Source organism: Streptomyces sp. LS-MS-L19, assembly GCF_058382285.1.
The window spans coordinates 4,836,018-4,852,297 of sequence record NZ_JBYCLL010000001.1; the positions used below are offsets into that span (position 1 = coordinate 4,836,018).

The following is a 16,280-nucleotide window of genomic DNA, read 5'->3' on the forward strand; positions in this document are numbered from 1 at the left end:
CTCGGGCGCCTTCACCGTCACACCGGCGACCCGGCCGTCGGCGCCGGTTCGCGCTGGCTCAACTGCGGTCCCGTCTCCGGCTGCGCGGACGACGACGGCTCCGCGGGCGGCGGTGACGGCGTGGGGGAGGCGGGCGGCTCGCTCGACGCCGGCGGTTCCGGGTCGGAGGTGCGCGTGGGCACCGGGTCGGCCTTCGTCGCCGACGGCGCCGGCTTCACCGAGACCCCCGGCTTCGCCCCCGCGGAGGCGGACGCACTCGCCGAGGCGGACGCCGACGGGGACGCCGACTCCTCGCCGTGCTTGCCCTTGCGCTTCCCGTGCTTGCCGTCCGCGGCCGCCCCGCCGAGCCCCACGGACCCGCCGGAGTCCACCGAGCCCCCGCCGGACCCGGAGCCGCCCCGCTCACCGGCGGAGTGCGACGGCTTCGCGCTGCCGCCTCCGTCGTCCCCGCCCACGCTCATGCAGCCCGCTGCGGCGGCGACGGCCATGACCGTGGCGGCCAGACGGACGGGTACGTACAAGGGGCGCACGAGCAGCCACCTCCGAGGGCGGTCGTCAAGGAGTCAACCTGCCCAACTCCCGCCGCCCACAAGAGGACACGCGAACCGGCTATCCGTACCCGAGTGCATGCAGCCGCGCGTCGTCGATCCCGAAGTGGTGGGCGATCTCGTGCACCACCGTCACCTCGGTCTCCGCGACCACGTCGTCCCGCGACTCGCACATCCTGAGCGTGGGCCCCCGGTAGATCGTGATGCGGTCCGGCAGCACCCCGGCGTACCACTCGCCCCGGTCGGTCAGCGGAGTGCCCTCGTACAGCCCGAGCAGCTCGGGATCGTCCGCCGGCGGTTCGTCCTCGACGAACACCGCGACGTTGTCCATCAGCCGCGTCAACTCCGGCGGAATCCGGTCCAGCGCCTCGGCGACCAGTTCCTCGAACTCCTCGCGCGTCATCTCCAGCACAACCCCATTCTCCGGTACGACCCCGCCGTACGAGAGTCATGAGCACGCCCGCATATCCACGCGCGGACTTGGGCATACGGGACCAATGGCCCGCGTCCCCGCCGCCGCCCGGAAGATCCTGTCCGCCCTTCAGAAGTCACCGCACACCCTCACCCGGCACTACGCCGGGCGCCGCTCCCACCCGTCCGTCGAACTGGTCCATCCGGCTCATCCCTGGACCCGAGCCCTCGGTCTCGTCGCCGTCGTCCTCATGGGCGCCTGGCTCGGCCTGCTGATCGTCGGCAACGTACGGGTGCCCGTCGGGCCCATGAACACGACGATGACCCTGCGCCCGTCCCTGTCCGGCGGCACGAAGATCAACGTGTCCCCTCTCGGCGCCCTCCAGCTGAACAGCCACCACGCGCCGGTCCGCCTCGACGTCAACGTCGACCAGCTCGACCCGGAGCGCTCCCAGGCCCTCGTCGACCACCCCGAACGGCTCTCCGGCCTCCAGGACGAGGTCGCCTCGGACGTCGAGCACGGCACCCTCGACCTCGCGGTCCGCTCCTGCGTAGCCGTGGTGTCGGGGGCCACCGCCCTCGGCCTCGCCGTCTACCGCCGCCCCCGCCGCGCCCTCGCCGCCGGCGGCCTCGCCCTCACCCTCCTGGCGGCCTCGGGCGGCACCGCGTACGCCACCTGGAACCCGGAGTCCGTCCTGGAGCCCAAGTTCTCGGGGCTGCTCTCCTCCGCCCCGTCCCTGGTCGGCAACGCCCGCAACATCGTCACCGAATTCGACGTCTACCAGAAGGAGTTGGCCCGCCTGGTGACCAACGTGACGAAGCTCTACGACGTCACGTCCACGCTCCCCGCCTACCAGCCGGACCCCACCACCATCCGGGTCCTGCACGTCTCCGACATCCACCTCAACCCGGCGAGCTGGAAGATCATCGCCTCGCTGGTGGAGCAGTACAAGGTCAACGTGATCGTCGACTCCGGCGACACCATGGATCACGGTACGGCGGCGGAGAACGGCTTCCTCGACCCGATCCCGGACCTCGGGGCGCCGTACGTCTGGGTGCGCGGCAACCACGACTCCCTCACCACCCAGCGTTATATGGAGGGCCTCAAGCGGGTCCACGTCCTCGACAACGGCAAGGCGGAGACCATCGCCGGGCTGCGCTTCGCCGGCATGGGCGACCCCCAGTTCACCCCCGACCGCTCCACCAACCCGGGGGCCGACGAGTCCCAGGAGGCGGCGGGCGCCCGCCTGGCCGCGGCCCTGCGCGCGCAGCGGGCCGCCGGGACCCCGGTCGACATCGCGATCGCGCACGAGCCCTCGGCCGCCCGCGAGGTCGACGGCGAGGTCCCGATGATCCTGTCCGGCCACCTCCACCACCAGGAGATGGAGGTCATGAAGAAGGGCACCCGACTGCGCGTCGAGGGATCGACGGGCGGCAGCGGTCTGCGGGCCGTCGAGGGCAAGTACCCCGACCCCATCGAGGCCTCGATCCTCTACCTGGACCGCGACACCCGCCGCCTCCAGGCCTGGGACGAGATCAAGCTCGGCGGCCTCGGCCTCACGACGGCGGAGGTCAGCCGGCACCTCCCGGACACCAATCAGCCGGGGGCCACGCCCTCCCCCACGGGCTCGCCCACCGGCTCCCCCTCGGCATCGCCCAGCGGCAGCCCTTAAACCGTTTTGGCGATACCTCCCGGCATCCCATATGCTTCTCACGTCCCCGACGCGCTGAGAAGCGCCCAGGCGGGCCGATAGCCCTCATCGTCTAGCGGCCTAGGACGCCGCCCTTTCAAGGCGGTAGCACGGGTTCGAATCCCGTTGGGGGCACGCAATACCGTGTGCGACACTGTTCGTGCACAACGCTTGGTCCTGTGGAGCAGTTTGGAGTGCTCGCCACCCTGTCAAGGTGGAGGCCGCGGGTTCAAATCCCGTCAGGACCGCTGAGGTTTCGCGAGAAGCCTCTCGGCTGGGTAGCTCAGTTGGTACGAGCGACCGCCTGAAAAGCGGTAGGTCGCCGGTTCGACCCCGGCCCCAGCCACAGCACAGACCCCGATCTCCGGATCGGGGTCTTGTTGTATCTGCCGTGGCCGAGGGCGCAAGGGGCGGGGACGATGAAGCAGGACGACGGTCTGGAGCTGGCCCGGGCGCGGTACGGGCTGTTCGCCGTACTGGCCAGCAATCTCGCGATCGCCGGGGTGGCGGTCGTCGGGGTCTGGCGGCTCGACGGCGACAAGGCGGTGATCGTCGGCGTCCTCACCGCCGCCTTCACCGCGGTCAGCAGCATGACCACCGCCTATCTGGGCATCAAGGCCGTCTCCAACACCGCGCGGTCCATCGCCCTGGGCGAGAAGCGGGAGACCGCACCGGCCGCACCGGCCTCGGAGCCCGCCGCACCGGCCTCTCCTCCGGCCCCGCAGCTCCCCTGATCGCGGGTTCCGCCGCCCGGGACAAAACCGTTCGCCACCAATTTCCCGGGGATGAGATCCTGGATCGCGTATGTCTACGCACCCTGCCCCCGCCCCCGGCACCCCCGGCTTCGGGGATCTCGCCGCCCGCCTGACCGAGCTGACCCTGCGTGACGCGCAACGGCTCGGGCGCAGGCTCGAAGGCGCGCGCCGGATCCGCAAGCCGGAGGCGCGCACCGCCGTGCTGGCCGAGATCGAGGCCGAGGTCGGCAAGGGCGAGGAACGGGTGCACGCGCGCCGTGCCCGGGTGCCCGCCGTGACCTACCCCGAGCAGCTCCCGGTCAGCCAGAAGAAGGACGAGATCGCGGCCGCCATCCGTGATCACCAGGTCGTGATCGTGGCCGGTGAGACCGGGTCCGGCAAGACCACCCAGATCCCGAAGATCTGCCTGGAGCTCGGCCGGGGCGTCAAGGGCATGATCGGCCACACCCAGCCCCGCCGGATCGCCGCCCGCACGGTCGCCGAGCGGGTCGCCGAGGAGCTGGACACCCCGCTCGGCGAGGCCGTCGGCTGGAAGGTGCGGTTCACCGACCAGGTGAACCAGGACGCGACCTTCGTGAAGCTGATGACGGACGGCATCCTGCTCGCCGAGATCCAGACCGACCGCGAGCTGCGCGCCTACGACACGATCATCATCGACGAGGCCCACGAGCGGTCCCTCAACATCGACTTCCTGCTGGGGTACCTGGCCCAGCTGCTGCCGAGGCGTCCCGACCTGAAGGTCGTCATCACCTCGGCGACCATCGACCCCGAGCGGTTCTCCCGGCACTTCGGGGACGCCCCGATCGTCGAGGTCAGCGGCCGGACGTACCCGGTGGAGGTCCGCTACCGGCCCCTCCTCGAAGAGGACTCGGAGGACTCCGACCGCGACCAGATCACCGCGATCTGCGACGCCGTGGAGGAGCTCCAGGGCGAGGGCAAGGGCGACATCCTGGTCTTCCTGTCAGGTGAGCGGGAGATCAGGGACACGGCTGACGCCCTGGTGAAGAAGAACTACCGCTTCACGGAGGTGCTGCCGTTGTACGCCCGGCTCTCGCACGCCGAGCAGCACCGCGTCTTCCAGCCGCACACCGGGCGCAGGATCGTTCTGGCGACCAACGTGGCCGAGACCTCCCTCACCGTCCCGGGCATCAAGTACGTCATCGACCCCGGCTTCGCCCGCATCAGCCGCTACAGCCACCGCACCAAGGTCCAGCGGCTGCCGATCGAGGCGATCTCGCAGGCCAGCGCCAACCAGCGCAAGGGCCGCTGCGGCCGTACCTCGGACGGCATCTGCATCCGGCTGTACAGCGAGGAGGACTTCGAGGCCCGCCCGGAGTTCACGGACGCGGAGATCCTGCGGACCAACCTCGCCTCCGTCATCCTCCAGATGACCGCGGCCGGCCTCGGCGACATCGAGAAGTTCCCCTTCATCGACCCGCCGGACCACCGCAACATCCGCGACGGCGTCCAACTCCTCCAGGAACTGGGCGCGTTGGACCCCTCCGAGAAGGACGTACGCAAGCGGCTCACCCAGACCGGCCGCAAGCTCGCCCAGCTGCCGGTCGACCCGCGCCTGGCCCGCATGGTCCTGGAGGCCGACAAGAACGGCTGTGTCCGCGAGGTCATGGTCATAGCCGCCGCGCTGTCCATCCAGGACCCGCGCGAGCGCCCGGCCGACAAGCAGACCCAGGCCGACCAGCAGCACGCCCGCTTCAAGGACGAGACCAGCGACTTCCTCGCGTATCTGAACCTGTGGCGGTACGTCCGCGAGCAGCAGAAGGAGCGGGGTTCGTCGTCCTTCCGCCGGATGTGCAAGCAGGAGTACCTGAACTTCCTGCGCATCCGCGAGTGGCAGGACATCTACACCCAACTGCGCACGGTCGCCAAGCAGATGGGCATCCACCTCAACGAGGAGGACGCGGCCGACCAGTCCGTCCACGTCTCCCTCCTCGCCGGCCTCCTCTCCCACATCGGGATGAAGGACGTGAAGGACGGCAACAAGAACGAGTACCTGGGCGCCCGCAACGCCAAGTTCGCGATCTTCCCGGGCTCGTCCCTCTTCAAGAAGCAGCCGCGGTTCGTCATGTCGGCCGAGCTGGTGGAGACCTCGCGGCTGTGGGCCCGCGTCAACGCCAAGATCGAGCCCGAGTGGGTCGAGCCGCTGGCCGAGCACCTGCTGAAGCGGACGTACTCCGAACCGCACTGGGAGAAGGACCAGGCCGCGGTGATGGCGTACGAGAAGGTCACGCTGTACGGCGTGCCGATCGTCGCCCAGCGGAAGGTGAACTACGGCCGGATCGACCCGGAGTCGTCCCGCGAGCTTTTCATCCGCAACGCCCTGGTCGAGGGCGACTGGCGCACGCACCACAAGTTCTTCGCCGACAACCGCAAGCTGCTGAGCGAGGTCGAGGAGCTCGAACACCGGGCCCGGCGACGGGACATCGTGGTCGACGACGACACCCTCTTCGACTTCTACGACCAGCGGGTGCCCGAACACGTGGTCTCCGGCGCCCACTTCGACTCCTGGTGGAAGCGCAAGCGGCACGAGGAGCCCGAGTTCCTGGACTTCGAGCGGGAAATGCTCATCCGGGAGTCGGCGGAGGCGGTCACCAAGGCCGACTATCCGGACTCCTGGCGGCAAGGGCCCTTGAAGTTCCGGGTGACGTACCAGTTCGAGCCGGGCGCGGACGCGGACGGTGTGACGGTCCACATCCCGCTCCAGGTCCTGAACCAGGTGAAGGACGAGGGCTTCGACTGGCAGATCCCGGGCCTGCGCGAGGAGTTGGTGACGGAGCTGATCCGTTCCCTCCCCAAGCCGATCCGCCGCAACTACGTGCCGGCGCCGAACTTCGCGAAGCGTTTCCTGGACACGGCGGTGCCGCTCCAGGAACCTCTCACGGTCACGATGGCCCGCGAGCTGAAGCGCATGGTCGGAGTCCCCTTCGAGGCCGACGACTTCGACCAGTCGCGGATCCCGGACCACCTGCGCATCACGTTCCGGATCGTCGACGAACGGCGGCGGAAGCTGGCCGAGGACAAGGACCTGGAGTCCCTGCGCCTCAAGCTGAGGCCGAAGGCACGCCAGGCCCTCTCCCAGGCGGCGGCCGCGACCGCGTCCCGCGAGGGCGGCGAGTCGCTGGAGCGCAAGGGCCTGACGGACTGGACGATCGGCTCCCTCACCCGGGTCTTCGAGACTCGCCGCGCCGGGCAGCCGGTGAAGGCGTACCCGGCGCTGGTGGACGACGGCGACACCGTCTCCGTCCGCCTCTTCGACACCGAGGCCGAGCAGGCCGAGGCGATGTGGAAGGGCACGCGGCGGCTGATCGTGCGCAACATCCCGGTGAGCCCGGCGAAGTTCGCGTCCGAGAAGCTGACGAACCCCCAGAAGCTCGCCCTGTCCGCGAACCCGCACGGCTCCATCCAGGCCCTGTTCGACGACTGCGCGACCGCGGCGGCGGACAAGCTGATCGGGGACTTCGGGGGGCCGGCGTGGGACGAGGAGTCCTACCGGAAGCTCTACGACAAGGTGCGCGCGGAGATCGTCGACACCACGGTCCGTACGGTGGGCCAGGTGCAGCAGGTGCTCGCCGCCTGGCAGGCGTGTGAGCGGCGCCTGAAGGCCGTCCGGAGCCCGGCGCTGCTGGCGAACCTGGCGGACGTGCGGAAGCAGTTGGACGCGCTGGTGAAGCCGGGGTTCGTGACGGAGACGGGGCTGCGGCGCCTGCCCGACCTGATGCGCTACCTGGTCGCGGCGGACCGGCGCCTCCAGCAGATGCCGACGAACGTCCAGCGGGACACGACCCGTATGGAGAAGGTCCACGAGATGCAGGACGAGTACGCCTGGCTCCTGGAACAGCTCCCGCAGGGCCGGCCCGTGCCCCAGCAGGTCCGGGACGTCCGCTGGATGATCGAGGAGCTGAGGGTCAGCTACTTCGCCCACGCGCTGGGCACGGCGTACCCGATCTCCGACAAGCGGATCGTGAAGACGATCGACCAGTTGGCACCGTGATCACGCGGCCACTGTGAGTGAGTTCGACCAGGACCCGCCCGCTCCTGTACAGTCCTTCTCGCAGCGCAACGCACCAATAAGCGCCGCGAAACATGGTCCTGTGGAGCAGTTTGGAGTGCTCGCCACCCTGTCAAGGTGGAGGCCGCGGGTTCAAATCCCGTCAGGACCGCAGTAGGAAGTCAGGCCCGCATCCCGGGAACGGGGCGCGGGCCTTCTTCGTATCTGGATGCCGGTCCAGGCACCCCAGCCCGTCCGGCGTTTGAGGACGAGGCCCCTTCAGGGCCGAAGCGGGGGGCTGGGGGCGGCAGCCCCCAGGACGGCCACCGCGGCGCCGGGTGCGGCGCAGGCGGCGTTCAGGGCAAGCGCGGCGCCCCCGCGGAGCGCCACGCCATCTTGACGGCGCCCTCAGACCCCGGTACCCAGAAACCAGGCCCCCGTTCCCAACGGAGCCCGGAGGTGGCGTATGGCGGCATCGGTCAGGCACGAGACGCGGGCCCTGCTCCGCGCGCACCTGTCGGCCGCCTCGTCGTATCGACATCTGACCCGGCACTGCCCGATCTGCCACCGCCTCCTGCGCCTGGCGATGGACTCCCCACCCCGAGCCGGAGCCGTCGCACCCCCGGAGGCACCGGCGGAGGACGAGACCCCCTCCCCGGCATGACCTCCTCTAGCGCACAAGCCCCAACGGCAACAAGGACTCTGGCATGTGACGGGAGTCACCGCATGAGTTTTTGAAACCGTGGAACTTACCCCTCCCCTACAACAGGTCAATTTAATATGTGCAATTGCACTACTGATCCGACCTGTCCAGGCCCCCTCCGCACAGGAGATCCGACACCCCTCCCCAGACTCCGACAAGCCCACTCACAGGGCCGCCGACCCCCCACAGCGCGGGCACAAAAAAGATCGCGCTGGACTCGGCGGAGTCCAGCGCGATCGACGACGAGGTTGAGAATGGGCCCTGTTGGGGCAGGACCCGCGTCGCTTGGAGCTGAGGTTCGGACGCCGCAGCCAGCTGGGGGGCAGGCCGGTTTGTCCGGTTATTGAGTTGTTCAGGCCTCGCTGCGCTGCTGCGGAATGCCCGCGAGCAGAGCGCGGACCTCGGCCTCGCGGTAACGGCGGTGCCCGCCGAGCGTACGGATCGACGTGAGCTTGCCGGCCTTCGCCCACCGCGTGACCGTCTTCGGGTCCACGCGGAACATCGTGGCGACCTCAGCCGGGGTCAGCAGCGGCTCGGCATCAGGGGTGCGAGCGGTCATGAGCGGCCTCCTCGGGAGAACCGAACCTTCTCGGTTCTTTCCTCTAAATTCTGCACCTTGACCCGCGTTGCCCGAAATGGCGGACGCGAGTCGAGTCGGTTATAGGACGAACGGCTTGTCCTCGGCACTACAACTACACCATCTGTCCAGCCGCGTAGGCCAAACCTATGGATTTGCCCCCCAGACGTTCATCGGCGACGGAAGCCGATGGACCATGCCATAGCGGACAGTCACGCCACTGTGACGATCAGTCACAGAGCGATCAGGAGTCACCAGACCCCCCAAAGCGGAACCTCCCCCGGGCCCCTTGTCCTATTTTGGCATGAGGAGGGGCAAGAGGCGCAAGAGCCGGATACGTGCGGTCCGTCACGCTTGCCCCTTGTGATGGGACATCAGCGAAACCTCGTGACACCTTGAGCGAGGACGAAACCCCAAAACGGGCGTCACGTCAAACGTCAGTTCGCCGAGCGCCGGTCCCTGACGCCCCGCCAGCGCTCCACGAGCCGCCCGTAGGCCTCGCCCGCGGCGGCCCCGTCACCGTGCCGCAGCGCCTCGATGCCCTCGGCCACATCGGCCGCCGAGTGGTCGTCCTCCAGCTCGCCCGCCGGCAGCACGTGCACCAGCCCGCCGTAGTCGAGCTCGACCAGCGAGCGCGGGTGGAACTCCTCCAGCCAGCGCCCCACGTCGATCAGGCCGTCGATGAGCGGTCCCTCGTCGACGGCGTCCTTGAGCGCCCGCAACGCCCGCGCCACGCGCCGCCGGGCCTGCACCATGGGCGTGCGGTAGCGCAGCATGGGCGGGACCTCGCCGGACCCCTTGTCGAACCGCCGCTCCTCGTCCGAGACGAGCACGAACCAGTTCAGCGGCACCTGCCAGGTCGCCGTACGGATCCACGGCCGGGCGTCCGGGTTGCGGGCGAGCCAGCGCTCGTAGTCCTGGGCGGTCTGGTGCCGTACGACCTCGGGCAGCACCGCGTCCAGGACCGGCCCCGGCAGCTCCTCGCCGAGCTCCTCCAGGGCCAGCCAGCCGCGCAGCCGGGTGCGCCAGGGGCACACACAGACCACGCCGTCCACCTCGAGCACGAAGGCGTCGCTGCTCTCGTGCACCGGCACCGGGACCGGCGGGGTGGGCAGCAGGTCGGCCAGCGAGCGGCGCAGTTCGTCCTGGTACGACGGACGGTCCCGGCGGCGGGCGTAGCGGGTCCAGTGGGTGCGCTCGGGTTCGGGGAAGGCGGCCAGCGGTTCGTACACGCGCAGATAGGTCGCGTACGGGACGATCACCGAGGACACCTTGGGCACGCCTGCTCTCTCCCCCGCCGCCTGCCGGGAAAACCTGCGAAACCCGCACACAAACGTGCGGGAAAACTATGCAAATCGTCGCACGCCGGCAGGTCACGGGAAGGTGATCCTGAGCACTGCACGCTCTCGGGGCGTCACACGCTCTAATCTCGTGCTCACAGGCCCCGCCACCCGTACGGGAAGCCTGCGCCAGATCGCCGACCCTTACCCAGGAGTCACCACAGTGACCGACGTAACCGGCGCCGCTGCTGATGTGCTGCACACCCTGTTTCACTCGGACCAGGGCGGCCATGAGCAGGTCGTGCTCTGCCAGGACCGCAGGAGCGGCCTCAAGGCCGTCATCGCCCTCCACTCCACCGCGCTGGGCCCCGCACTCGGCGGGACCCGCTTCTACCCGTACGCCACCGAGGCGGAGGCCGTCGCCGACGCGCTGAACCTCGCGCGCGGGATGTCGTACAAGAACGCCATGGCCGGGCTCGACCACGGCGGCGGCAAGGCCGTGATCATCGGGGACCCGGAGCGCGACAAGAGCGAGGAACTACTCCTCGCCTACGGCCGCTTCGTCGCCTCCCTCGGCGGCCGGTACGTCACCGCCTGCGACGTCGGCACCTATGTCGCCGACATGGACGTCGTCGCCCGGGAATGCCGCTGGACGACCGGCCGCTCCCCCGAGAACGGCGGCGCCGGCGACTCCTCCGTCCTCACCGCCTTCGGCGTCTACCAGGGCATGCGGGCCAGCGCCGCGCACCTGTGGGGCGACCCGTCGCTGCGCGGCCGCAAGGTCGGCATCGCGGGCGTCGGCAAGGTCGGGCACCACCTCGTCGAGCACCTGCGCCGCGAGGGCGCCGAGGTCGTGATCACGGACGTGCGCGAGGAGGCCGTGGGGCGGATCCTCGCGGCGCACCCGAAGGGCGTGACCGCCGTCGCCGACACCGCGACCCTCATCCGCGCCGAGGGCCTCGACATCTACGCCCCCTGCGCGCTCGGGGGCGCCCTCAACGACGACACCGTGCCCGCGCTGACCGCGCGGATCGTCTGCGGCGCCGCCAACAACCAGCTCGAGCACCCGGGTGTCGAGAAGGACCTCGCCGACCGCGGGATCCTCTACGCGCCGGACTACGTGGTGAACGCCGGCGGGGTCATCCAGGTCGCCGACGAACTGCACGGGTTCGACTTCGAGCGCTGCAAGGCGAAGGCGGCGAAGATCTACGACACGACGCTGGCCATATTCGCACGTGCGAAGGAAGACGGGATTCCGCCGGCCGCGGCGGCCGACCGGATCGCCGAGCAGCGCATGCATGAGGCGGCCGTGAAGCGGTCGTGAACCGGGCGCACTGATGTTTGACCGGTACCCGTCGGCGCACACTTAGAGAGAACTCTCACGTTCGTCGGCGGGTCGGCCGCGAAGAAGTGGTTAAAATCGCGGTTGACCAGCGGGGACGGGGCTCCCCGCGGGTGCCGGTGCAGGGCCCGTGCTGCGGGCGACGTACCGTATGGGCGTGGGCTCAGGTACCGTGGAAGCCCTACGGACCGGTCTCTCTGTGGAGAGTCCGTTCCAGATCATGAACGCGTGTCAAGACTCTGGGGCCACCGAGCCCCGTATCCGAGGGGGTCGAGCCATGGGGCGCGGCCGGGCAAAGGCCAAGCAGACGAAGGTCGCCCGCCAGCTGAAGTACAGCAGCGGCGGGACTGACCTGTCGCGTCTGGCCAATGAGCTGGGCGCTTCGACTTCGAGCCAGCCGCCGAATGGCGAGCCGTTCGAGGACGACGACGAGGAAGACGACCCGTACGCCCAGTACGCGGATCTCTACAACGACGACGAGGACGAGGACGACGAGTCCGGTCCCACGTCCCAACACCGCCGCGGCGCTTGACGCTCTAGCTGTGCTTGACCCGGTCCGAGTGGTCCACACCACCGGACCGGGTTTTGCGCTGCCCGTCAGGCGCTGTAGTCACCCACCAGCTCCGCACCGGTCTCCTTGTCGCCCCGGTCCGTGATCTCACCCGCGATCCAGGACTCGACCCCGCGGTCGGCCAGGGTCGCCAGCGCCACGTCCGCCGACTCCTCGGGGACGATCGCGATCATGCCGACGCCCATGTTCAGGGTCTTCTCCAGCTCCGGGCGCTCGACCTGACCCGTCCTGCCGACCAGGTCGAAGATCGGGTCCGGGGTCCAGGTGGTGCGGTCCACGATCGCGTGCAGGTCGTCGGGGATCACGCGGGCCAGGTTGGCGGCGAGACCACCACCGGTGACGTGCGAGAAGGCGTGCACCTCGGCCGTGCGGATCAGGGCCAGGCAGTCCAGCGAGTAGATCTTGGTGGGCTCCAGGAGCTCCTCGCCGAGGGTGCGGCCCAGCTCGTCGATCCGGGCGTCCAGGGCGAGGCCCGCCTCGTTCAGCAGCACATGCCGGACAAGCGAGTACCCGTTCGAGTGAAGACCCGAGGCCGCCATGGCGATGACCGCGTCACCCTTACGGATGCGATCCGCGCCCAGCAGCCGGTCGGCCTCCACGACGCCCGTACCGGCCCCGGCGACGTCGAAGTCGTCCGGACCCAGCAGACCGGGGTGCTCGGCCGTCTCGCCGCCCACCAGGGCGCACCCGGCGAGCACACAGCCCTCCGCGATGCCCTTGACGATCGCGGCGACCCGCTCGGGGTGGACCTTGCCGACGCAGATGTAGTCGGTCATGAACAGCGGCTCGGCACCGCACACCACGATGTCGTCCATGACCATCGCGACCAGGTCGTGGCCGATGGTGTCGTAGACGCCCAGCTGGCGCGCGATGTCCACCTTGGTGCCGACGCCGTCGGTGGCGGAGGCGAGCAGGGGACGCTCGTAGCGCTTGAGGGCGGAGGCGTCGAAGAGGCCGGCGAAACCGCCGAGGCCGCCGAGGACCTCGGGGCGCTGGGTCTTCTTCACCCACTCCTTCATGAGCTCTACGGCGCGGTCGCCCGCCTCGATGTCGACGCCCGCGGCTGCGTAGCTGGCACCAGTTGTCTCAGACATGGCTATGAGAACTTTCGTGTCGTACGGCAGGTGTGACGGGCTGCCTACGGGCGACGGATCGCGTCGGCCGCGGCCGTGGCGGCGGGCCCCGCGGCCAGCTCGGTCTCCAGGAGCTGCTTGCCGAGCAGCTCGGGGTCCGGGAGCTCCATCGGGTACTCGCCGTCGAAGCAGGCGCGGCAGAGGTTCGGCTTGGCGATGGTGGTCGCCTCGATCATGCCGTCGATGGAGATGTAGGCGAGGGAGTCGGCGCCCAGGCTGGTGCCGATCTCGTCGATCGTCATGCCGTTGGCGATGAGCTCCGCGCGGGTGGCGAAGTCGATGCCGAAGAAGCAGGGCCACTTCACGGGCGGCGAGGAGATCCGGATGTGGACCTCGGCGGCGCCCGCCTCGCGGAGCATGCGGACCAGGGCGCGCTGGGTGTTGCCGCGCACGATCGAGTCGTCGACGACGACCAGCCGCTTGCCCTTGATGACTTCCTTCAGCGGGTTCAGCTTCAGGCGGATGCCGAGCTGGCGAATGGTCTGCGAGGGCTGGATGAACGTACGGCCCACATAGGCGTTCTTCACCAGGCCCGCGCCGAAGGGGATGCCGGACGCCTCCGCGTACCCGATCGCGGCCGGGGTGCCCGACTCCGGGGTCGCTATGACGAGGTCGGCCTCGACGGGCGCTTCCTTCGCGAGCTTGCGGCCCATCTCCACGCGGGAGAGGTACACGTTCCGGCCGGCGATGTCGGTGTCGGGGCGCGCCAGATAGACGTACTCGAAGACACAGCCCTTGGGCTTCGCTTCCGCGAATCGGGAGGTGCGCAGACCGTTCTCGTCGATGGCGACGAACTCGCCCGGCTCGATCTCGCGGACGTAGGACGCGCCGCAGATGTCGAGGGCGGCGGACTCGGAGGCGACGACCCAGCCGCGCTCCAGGCGGCCGAGGACCAGCGGGCGGATGCCCTGCGGGTCGCGGGCGGCGTAGAGGGTGTGCTCGTCCATGAAGACGAGCGAGAACGCGCCGCGCACCTTCGGGAGGACGGAGTGGGCCGCCTCCTCGATGGTCAGCGGCTTGCCGTCCTCGTCCTCCTGGGCGGCGAGCAGGGCCGTCAGGAGGTCGGTGTCGTTGGTGGCCGCGACGCGCGGGGTGCGGCCGCCCTCCTTCTTCGGGAGGTCGGCGACCATCTCGGCGAGCTGCGCCGTGTTGACCAGGTTGCCGTTGTGGCCGAGCGCGATGGAACCGTGCGCGGTGGCGCGGAACGTCGGCTGGGCGTTCTCCCACACGGAGGCCCCGGTGGTCGAGTAGCGGGCGTGACCGACCGCGATGTGACCCTGGAGCGAACCGAGAGAGGTCTCGTCGAAGACCTGGGAAACGAGGCCCATGTCCTTGAAGACGAGGATCTGGGAGCCGTTGCTGACCGCGATTCCCGCGGATTCCTGGCCCCGATGCTGGAGGGCGTAGAGCCCGAAGTAAGTGAGCTTGGCGACCTCTTCACCGGGAGCCCAGACCCCGAAGACGCCGCAGGCGTCCTGAGGACCTTTCTCGCCGGGGAGCAGATCATGACTGAGTCGACCGTCACCACGTGGCACGGCTCCGAGTGTAGGCGAGATCGACCACTGGTCCGAATTCGCGGAGAGTGGGCTTTCTTACTCCGCGCGGGCCGTGACGCTGCCGGCGGAGGGGTTCGTGATCTTCAGTGAATCCCGTTCCTGCTGGTAGGAGACCTTGCCGGAGAGGATTTCGGCGAGGTGGCGCTCGGTCTTCATCACCGGGCCCGAGCACATCATGCGCGTGGTCGAGAGGCGGCCGAAGGCGATGGTGCCGTCCTTGACGACGGCCTCGCCGTGGAAGGTGTTGCAGCCGAGGCTGCCGGTGACGGTGTCGTTCTTGGTGAGGGTGAGATGGGCGTTCTCGCCGAGGGACCAGCGGGTGCCCTTCACGGCGGGGGCCTTCTTCTCGCGGAAGGTGATGCTGTCGCCGCCGGGGGTGGTCAGGGTCAGGGTGCTGACGCCGTCCCGTTCCGAGACCTTGGCCTTGTGGGTGCCCTCGAAGACCTCGACGAACCGGGCCTCGAACTCGCCGAGCGGGTCGGGGCAGCCGATCAGCGTCTGGACCAGGTCGGTGATCCGCACGGTGTCGCCGCTGATCTCGGCGTCGGCACCGATGGTGTTGCAGCCGACCGAGCCGCCGGACTCGCCGCCGTCGTCGTCGTGGGAGGCGTCGGCGTCGGGCTTGAAGACGATGCGGGCCGTCTTGCGAGCGTCCTTCGTGGGGAGGACGTAGTCCTTGCCGTCGACGGTGACCTTCCGCGGCACCCAGGAGGTGTCGGCGATGGTCGAGACGTCCTCGGCCGGGCTCCCCACCGACTCGGTGCCGCAGGCGGCCAGGACGGTGCTCCCGGCCAGGGCTGCGGCGGCGTACTTGGTGTATGTCGTCCGCTTCATGACTCTTGGACGCAGGAGGCGGGAGAAGGGTTCAGCGCGGCACCTGGCGGCTGTCAGCCCATCAGCGGAAGCAGCCCGCCCAGGTCCGCCCGCTCCCCGCTCGCGCTGACCTTCGCCTCGTCGAGGGCGTCCTTCCAGGTCAGCCGCCCGGTGGCGAGCCGGAGCCAGGTCAGCGGGTCGGTCTCGACGACGTTCGGCGGGGTGCCCCGGGTGTGCTTGGGCCCCTCGACGCACTGCACGACGGCGTACGGCGGCACCCGCACTTCGGTCGAACCGCCGGGCGCCTTCGCGGCGAGGGCGTCGGCGAGGAGCCGGGTGCAGGCGGCGAGGGCCTGTCGGTCGTACGGGATCTCCAGGCCGGGGACGGCCGCGTTCAGGTCGTCGGTGTGGACGACGAGCTCGACGGTCCGGGTGACCAGGTAGTCGTCGAGGGGCAGCGCACCGGCGTTGGTCTCCAGGAGCCGGCTGCCGGGGTGCGCGTCCAGCCGCCCGGTCAGGGTCCGCTCGACGTCGGTGAGGTAGGCGTCGAGGTCGGGGTGCTGTGCGGCGAGGCCGCGGGTGAAGTCGTCGATGGCCGCGGAGCTGGCGGCGGTGGCGAAGGGCCAGTCGAGCAGCACGGCGTCCTGCCGCGGGGGCGCGGGCCGGTCCAGGGCCCGGTGCACGGCGGTCACCGCCATCCCGATGTGCGCGACCAACTCCCGCACGGTCCACTCGCCCAGCCGCGTGGGGAGCGCCAGTTGCTCGGCACTCAGGGTGCGGACGGCCTCCTGCACGTTACCGAGCTGGGCCTGCACGGCCTTGCGGATCTTGACGGAGTCGTACGCGCGTGCGCGCTTCCTGGCCGGGGGCATGACAGAGAGCCTAGACGGCCCC

14 protein-coding genes and 4 tRNA genes are annotated in these 16,280 nt (G+C 69.7%); 10 read left to right on the forward strand and 8 right to left on the reverse strand.

Annotated features, from left to right (window positions below; all coding sequences use genetic code 11):
• Positions 1-17 precede the first annotated feature (17 nt).
• Positions 18-530 carry a hypothetical protein gene (locus AC2XR2_RS21590; protein WP_491516032.1) on the reverse strand — a complete coding sequence of 171 codons (513 nt, stop codon included), beginning with the start codon at positions 528-530 and terminating at the stop codon, positions 18-20.
• Positions 531-609: 79 nt separating this feature from the next.
• Complete coding sequence (locus tag AC2XR2_RS21595; protein ID WP_123761739.1) at positions 610-960, reverse strand: metallopeptidase family protein; 351 nt, start codon at positions 958-960, stop codon at positions 610-612.
• An 85-nt stretch (positions 961-1,045) separates the two neighbouring features.
• On the opposite strand from AC2XR2_RS21595, the gene AC2XR2_RS21600 reads away from it, so the two are divergent.
• The 8 genes from AC2XR2_RS21600 (at position 1,046) to AC2XR2_RS21635 (ending at position 8,075) form a co-directional block, all read left to right on the forward strand.
• Positions 1,046-2,632, forward strand: a complete 1,587-nt coding sequence (locus AC2XR2_RS21600; protein WP_491516033.1) for a metallophosphoesterase family protein — start codon at positions 1,046-1,048, stop codon at positions 2,630-2,632.
• Positions 2,633-2,712: 80 nt separating this feature from the next.
• Positions 2,713-2,785 (forward strand) — tRNA-Glu (locus AC2XR2_RS21605).
• A gap of 38 nt (positions 2,786-2,823) precedes the next feature.
• Positions 2,824-2,898: transfer RNA gene (locus AC2XR2_RS21610), tRNA-Asp, on the forward strand.
• 24 nt (positions 2,899-2,922) lie between these two features.
• A tRNA-Phe gene (locus AC2XR2_RS21615) sits at positions 2,923-2,996 on the forward strand.
• Between the two features lie 73 nt (positions 2,997-3,069).
• Positions 3,070-3,384: a hypothetical protein gene (locus AC2XR2_RS21620; RefSeq protein WP_449352634.1), complete on the forward strand. Its 315-nt coding sequence runs from the start codon at positions 3,070-3,072 to the stop codon at positions 3,382-3,384.
• A gap of 70 nt (positions 3,385-3,454) precedes the next feature.
• On the forward strand, positions 3,455-7,414 hold the full coding sequence (gene hrpA, locus AC2XR2_RS21625) for an ATP-dependent RNA helicase HrpA (protein ID WP_491516034.1): 3,960 nt from the start codon (positions 3,455-3,457) through the stop codon (positions 7,412-7,414).
• A gap of 94 nt (positions 7,415-7,508) precedes the next feature.
• Positions 7,509-7,583: transfer RNA gene (locus AC2XR2_RS21630), tRNA-Asp, on the forward strand.
• A gap of 294 nt (positions 7,584-7,877) precedes the next feature.
• Positions 7,878-8,075 (forward strand): DUF6274 family protein, encoded by a 198-nt coding sequence (locus AC2XR2_RS21635; RefSeq protein ID WP_381302069.1) that lies wholly within the window; start codon positions 7,878-7,880, stop codon positions 8,073-8,075.
• Between the two features lie 391 nt (positions 8,076-8,466).
• Here AC2XR2_RS21635 and bldC read toward each other — a convergent pair whose 3' ends face one another.
• Entirely contained in the window at positions 8,467-8,673 is a 207-nt protein-coding gene (gene bldC, locus AC2XR2_RS21640; RefSeq protein ID WP_003949541.1) for a developmental transcriptional regulator BldC, read from the reverse strand.
• Between the two features lie 455 nt (positions 8,674-9,128).
• Positions 9,129-9,971 carry a DUF8083 family protein gene (locus AC2XR2_RS21645; RefSeq protein ID WP_330265908.1) on the reverse strand — a complete coding sequence of 281 codons (843 nt, stop codon included), beginning with the start codon at positions 9,969-9,971 and terminating at the stop codon, positions 9,129-9,131.
• A gap of 223 nt (positions 9,972-10,194) precedes the next feature.
• Between AC2XR2_RS21645 and AC2XR2_RS21650 the strand changes: the two genes are divergently transcribed.
• Both AC2XR2_RS21650 and AC2XR2_RS21655 read left to right on the forward strand, forming a co-directional pair.
• Complete coding sequence (locus AC2XR2_RS21650) at positions 10,195-11,295, forward strand: Leu/Phe/Val dehydrogenase (RefSeq protein ID WP_491516035.1); 1,101 nt, start codon at positions 10,195-10,197, stop codon at positions 11,293-11,295.
• 295 nt (positions 11,296-11,590) lie between these two features.
• The gene (locus tag AC2XR2_RS21655) at positions 11,591-11,845 is read left to right on the forward strand and encodes a DUF3073 domain-containing protein (protein WP_164434362.1); all 255 of its coding nucleotides are present in this window, start codon (positions 11,591-11,593) and stop codon (positions 11,843-11,845) included.
• A 65-nt stretch (positions 11,846-11,910) separates the two neighbouring features.
• On the opposite strand, the gene purM is transcribed toward AC2XR2_RS21655, so the two are convergent.
• From purM to AC2XR2_RS21675, 4 genes are read right to left on the reverse strand one after another with little or no spacing between them, the layout of a single operon-like run.
• Positions 11,911-12,978: a phosphoribosylformylglycinamidine cyclo-ligase gene (gene purM / locus AC2XR2_RS21660; RefSeq protein WP_491516036.1), complete on the reverse strand. Its 1,068-nt coding sequence runs from the start codon at positions 12,976-12,978 to the stop codon at positions 11,911-11,913.
• Between the two features lie 44 nt (positions 12,979-13,022).
• Positions 13,023-14,552: an amidophosphoribosyltransferase gene (gene purF, locus AC2XR2_RS21665; protein WP_030319192.1), complete on the reverse strand. Its 1,530-nt coding sequence runs from the start codon at positions 14,550-14,552 to the stop codon at positions 13,023-13,025.
• Between the two features lie 57 nt (positions 14,553-14,609).
• On the reverse strand, positions 14,610-15,407 hold the full coding sequence (locus AC2XR2_RS21670) for an META domain-containing protein (protein ID WP_491516037.1): 798 nt from the start codon (positions 15,405-15,407) through the stop codon (positions 14,610-14,612).
• A 53-nt stretch (positions 15,408-15,460) separates the two neighbouring features.
• A complete protein-coding gene (locus tag AC2XR2_RS21675; RefSeq protein WP_491516038.1) occupies positions 15,461-16,258 on the reverse strand; it encodes a maleylpyruvate isomerase family mycothiol-dependent enzyme in 798 nt (265 codons plus the stop codon).
• Positions 16,259-16,280: the final 22 nt, after the last annotated feature.

Excerpts from the sequence above, each read along its gene's own strand:
- AC2XR2_RS21600 (WP_491516033.1), top strand. The coding sequence starts at position 1,046 with ATGGCCCGCGTCCCCGCCGCCGCCCGGAAGATCCTGTCCGCCCTTCAG.
- AC2XR2_RS21620 (WP_449352634.1), top strand. The coding sequence starts at position 3,070 with ATGAAGCAGGACGACGGTCTGGAGCTGGCCCGGGCGCGGTACGGGCTG.
- hrpA (WP_491516034.1), top strand. The coding sequence starts at position 3,455 with ATGTCTACGCACCCTGCCCCCGCCCCCGGCACCCCCGGCTTCGGGGAT.
- AC2XR2_RS21635 (WP_381302069.1), top strand. The coding sequence starts at position 7,878 with ATGGCGGCATCGGTCAGGCACGAGACGCGGGCCCTGCTCCGCGCGCAC.
- bldC (WP_003949541.1), bottom strand. The coding sequence starts at position 8,673 with ATGACCGCTCGCACCCCTGATGCCGAGCCGCTGCTGACCCCGGCTGAG.
- AC2XR2_RS21655 (WP_164434362.1), top strand. The coding sequence starts at position 11,591 with ATGGGGCGCGGCCGGGCAAAGGCCAAGCAGACGAAGGTCGCCCGCCAG.
- purM (WP_491516036.1), bottom strand. The coding sequence starts at position 12,978 with ATGTCTGAGACAACTGGTGCCAGCTACGCAGCCGCGGGCGTCGACATC.
- AC2XR2_RS21670 (WP_491516037.1), bottom strand. The coding sequence starts at position 15,407 with ATGAAGCGGACGACATACACCAAGTACGCCGCCGCAGCCCTGGCCGGG.
- AC2XR2_RS21675 (WP_491516038.1), bottom strand. The coding sequence starts at position 16,258 with ATGCCCCCGGCCAGGAAGCGCGCACGCGCGTACGACTCCGTCAAGATC.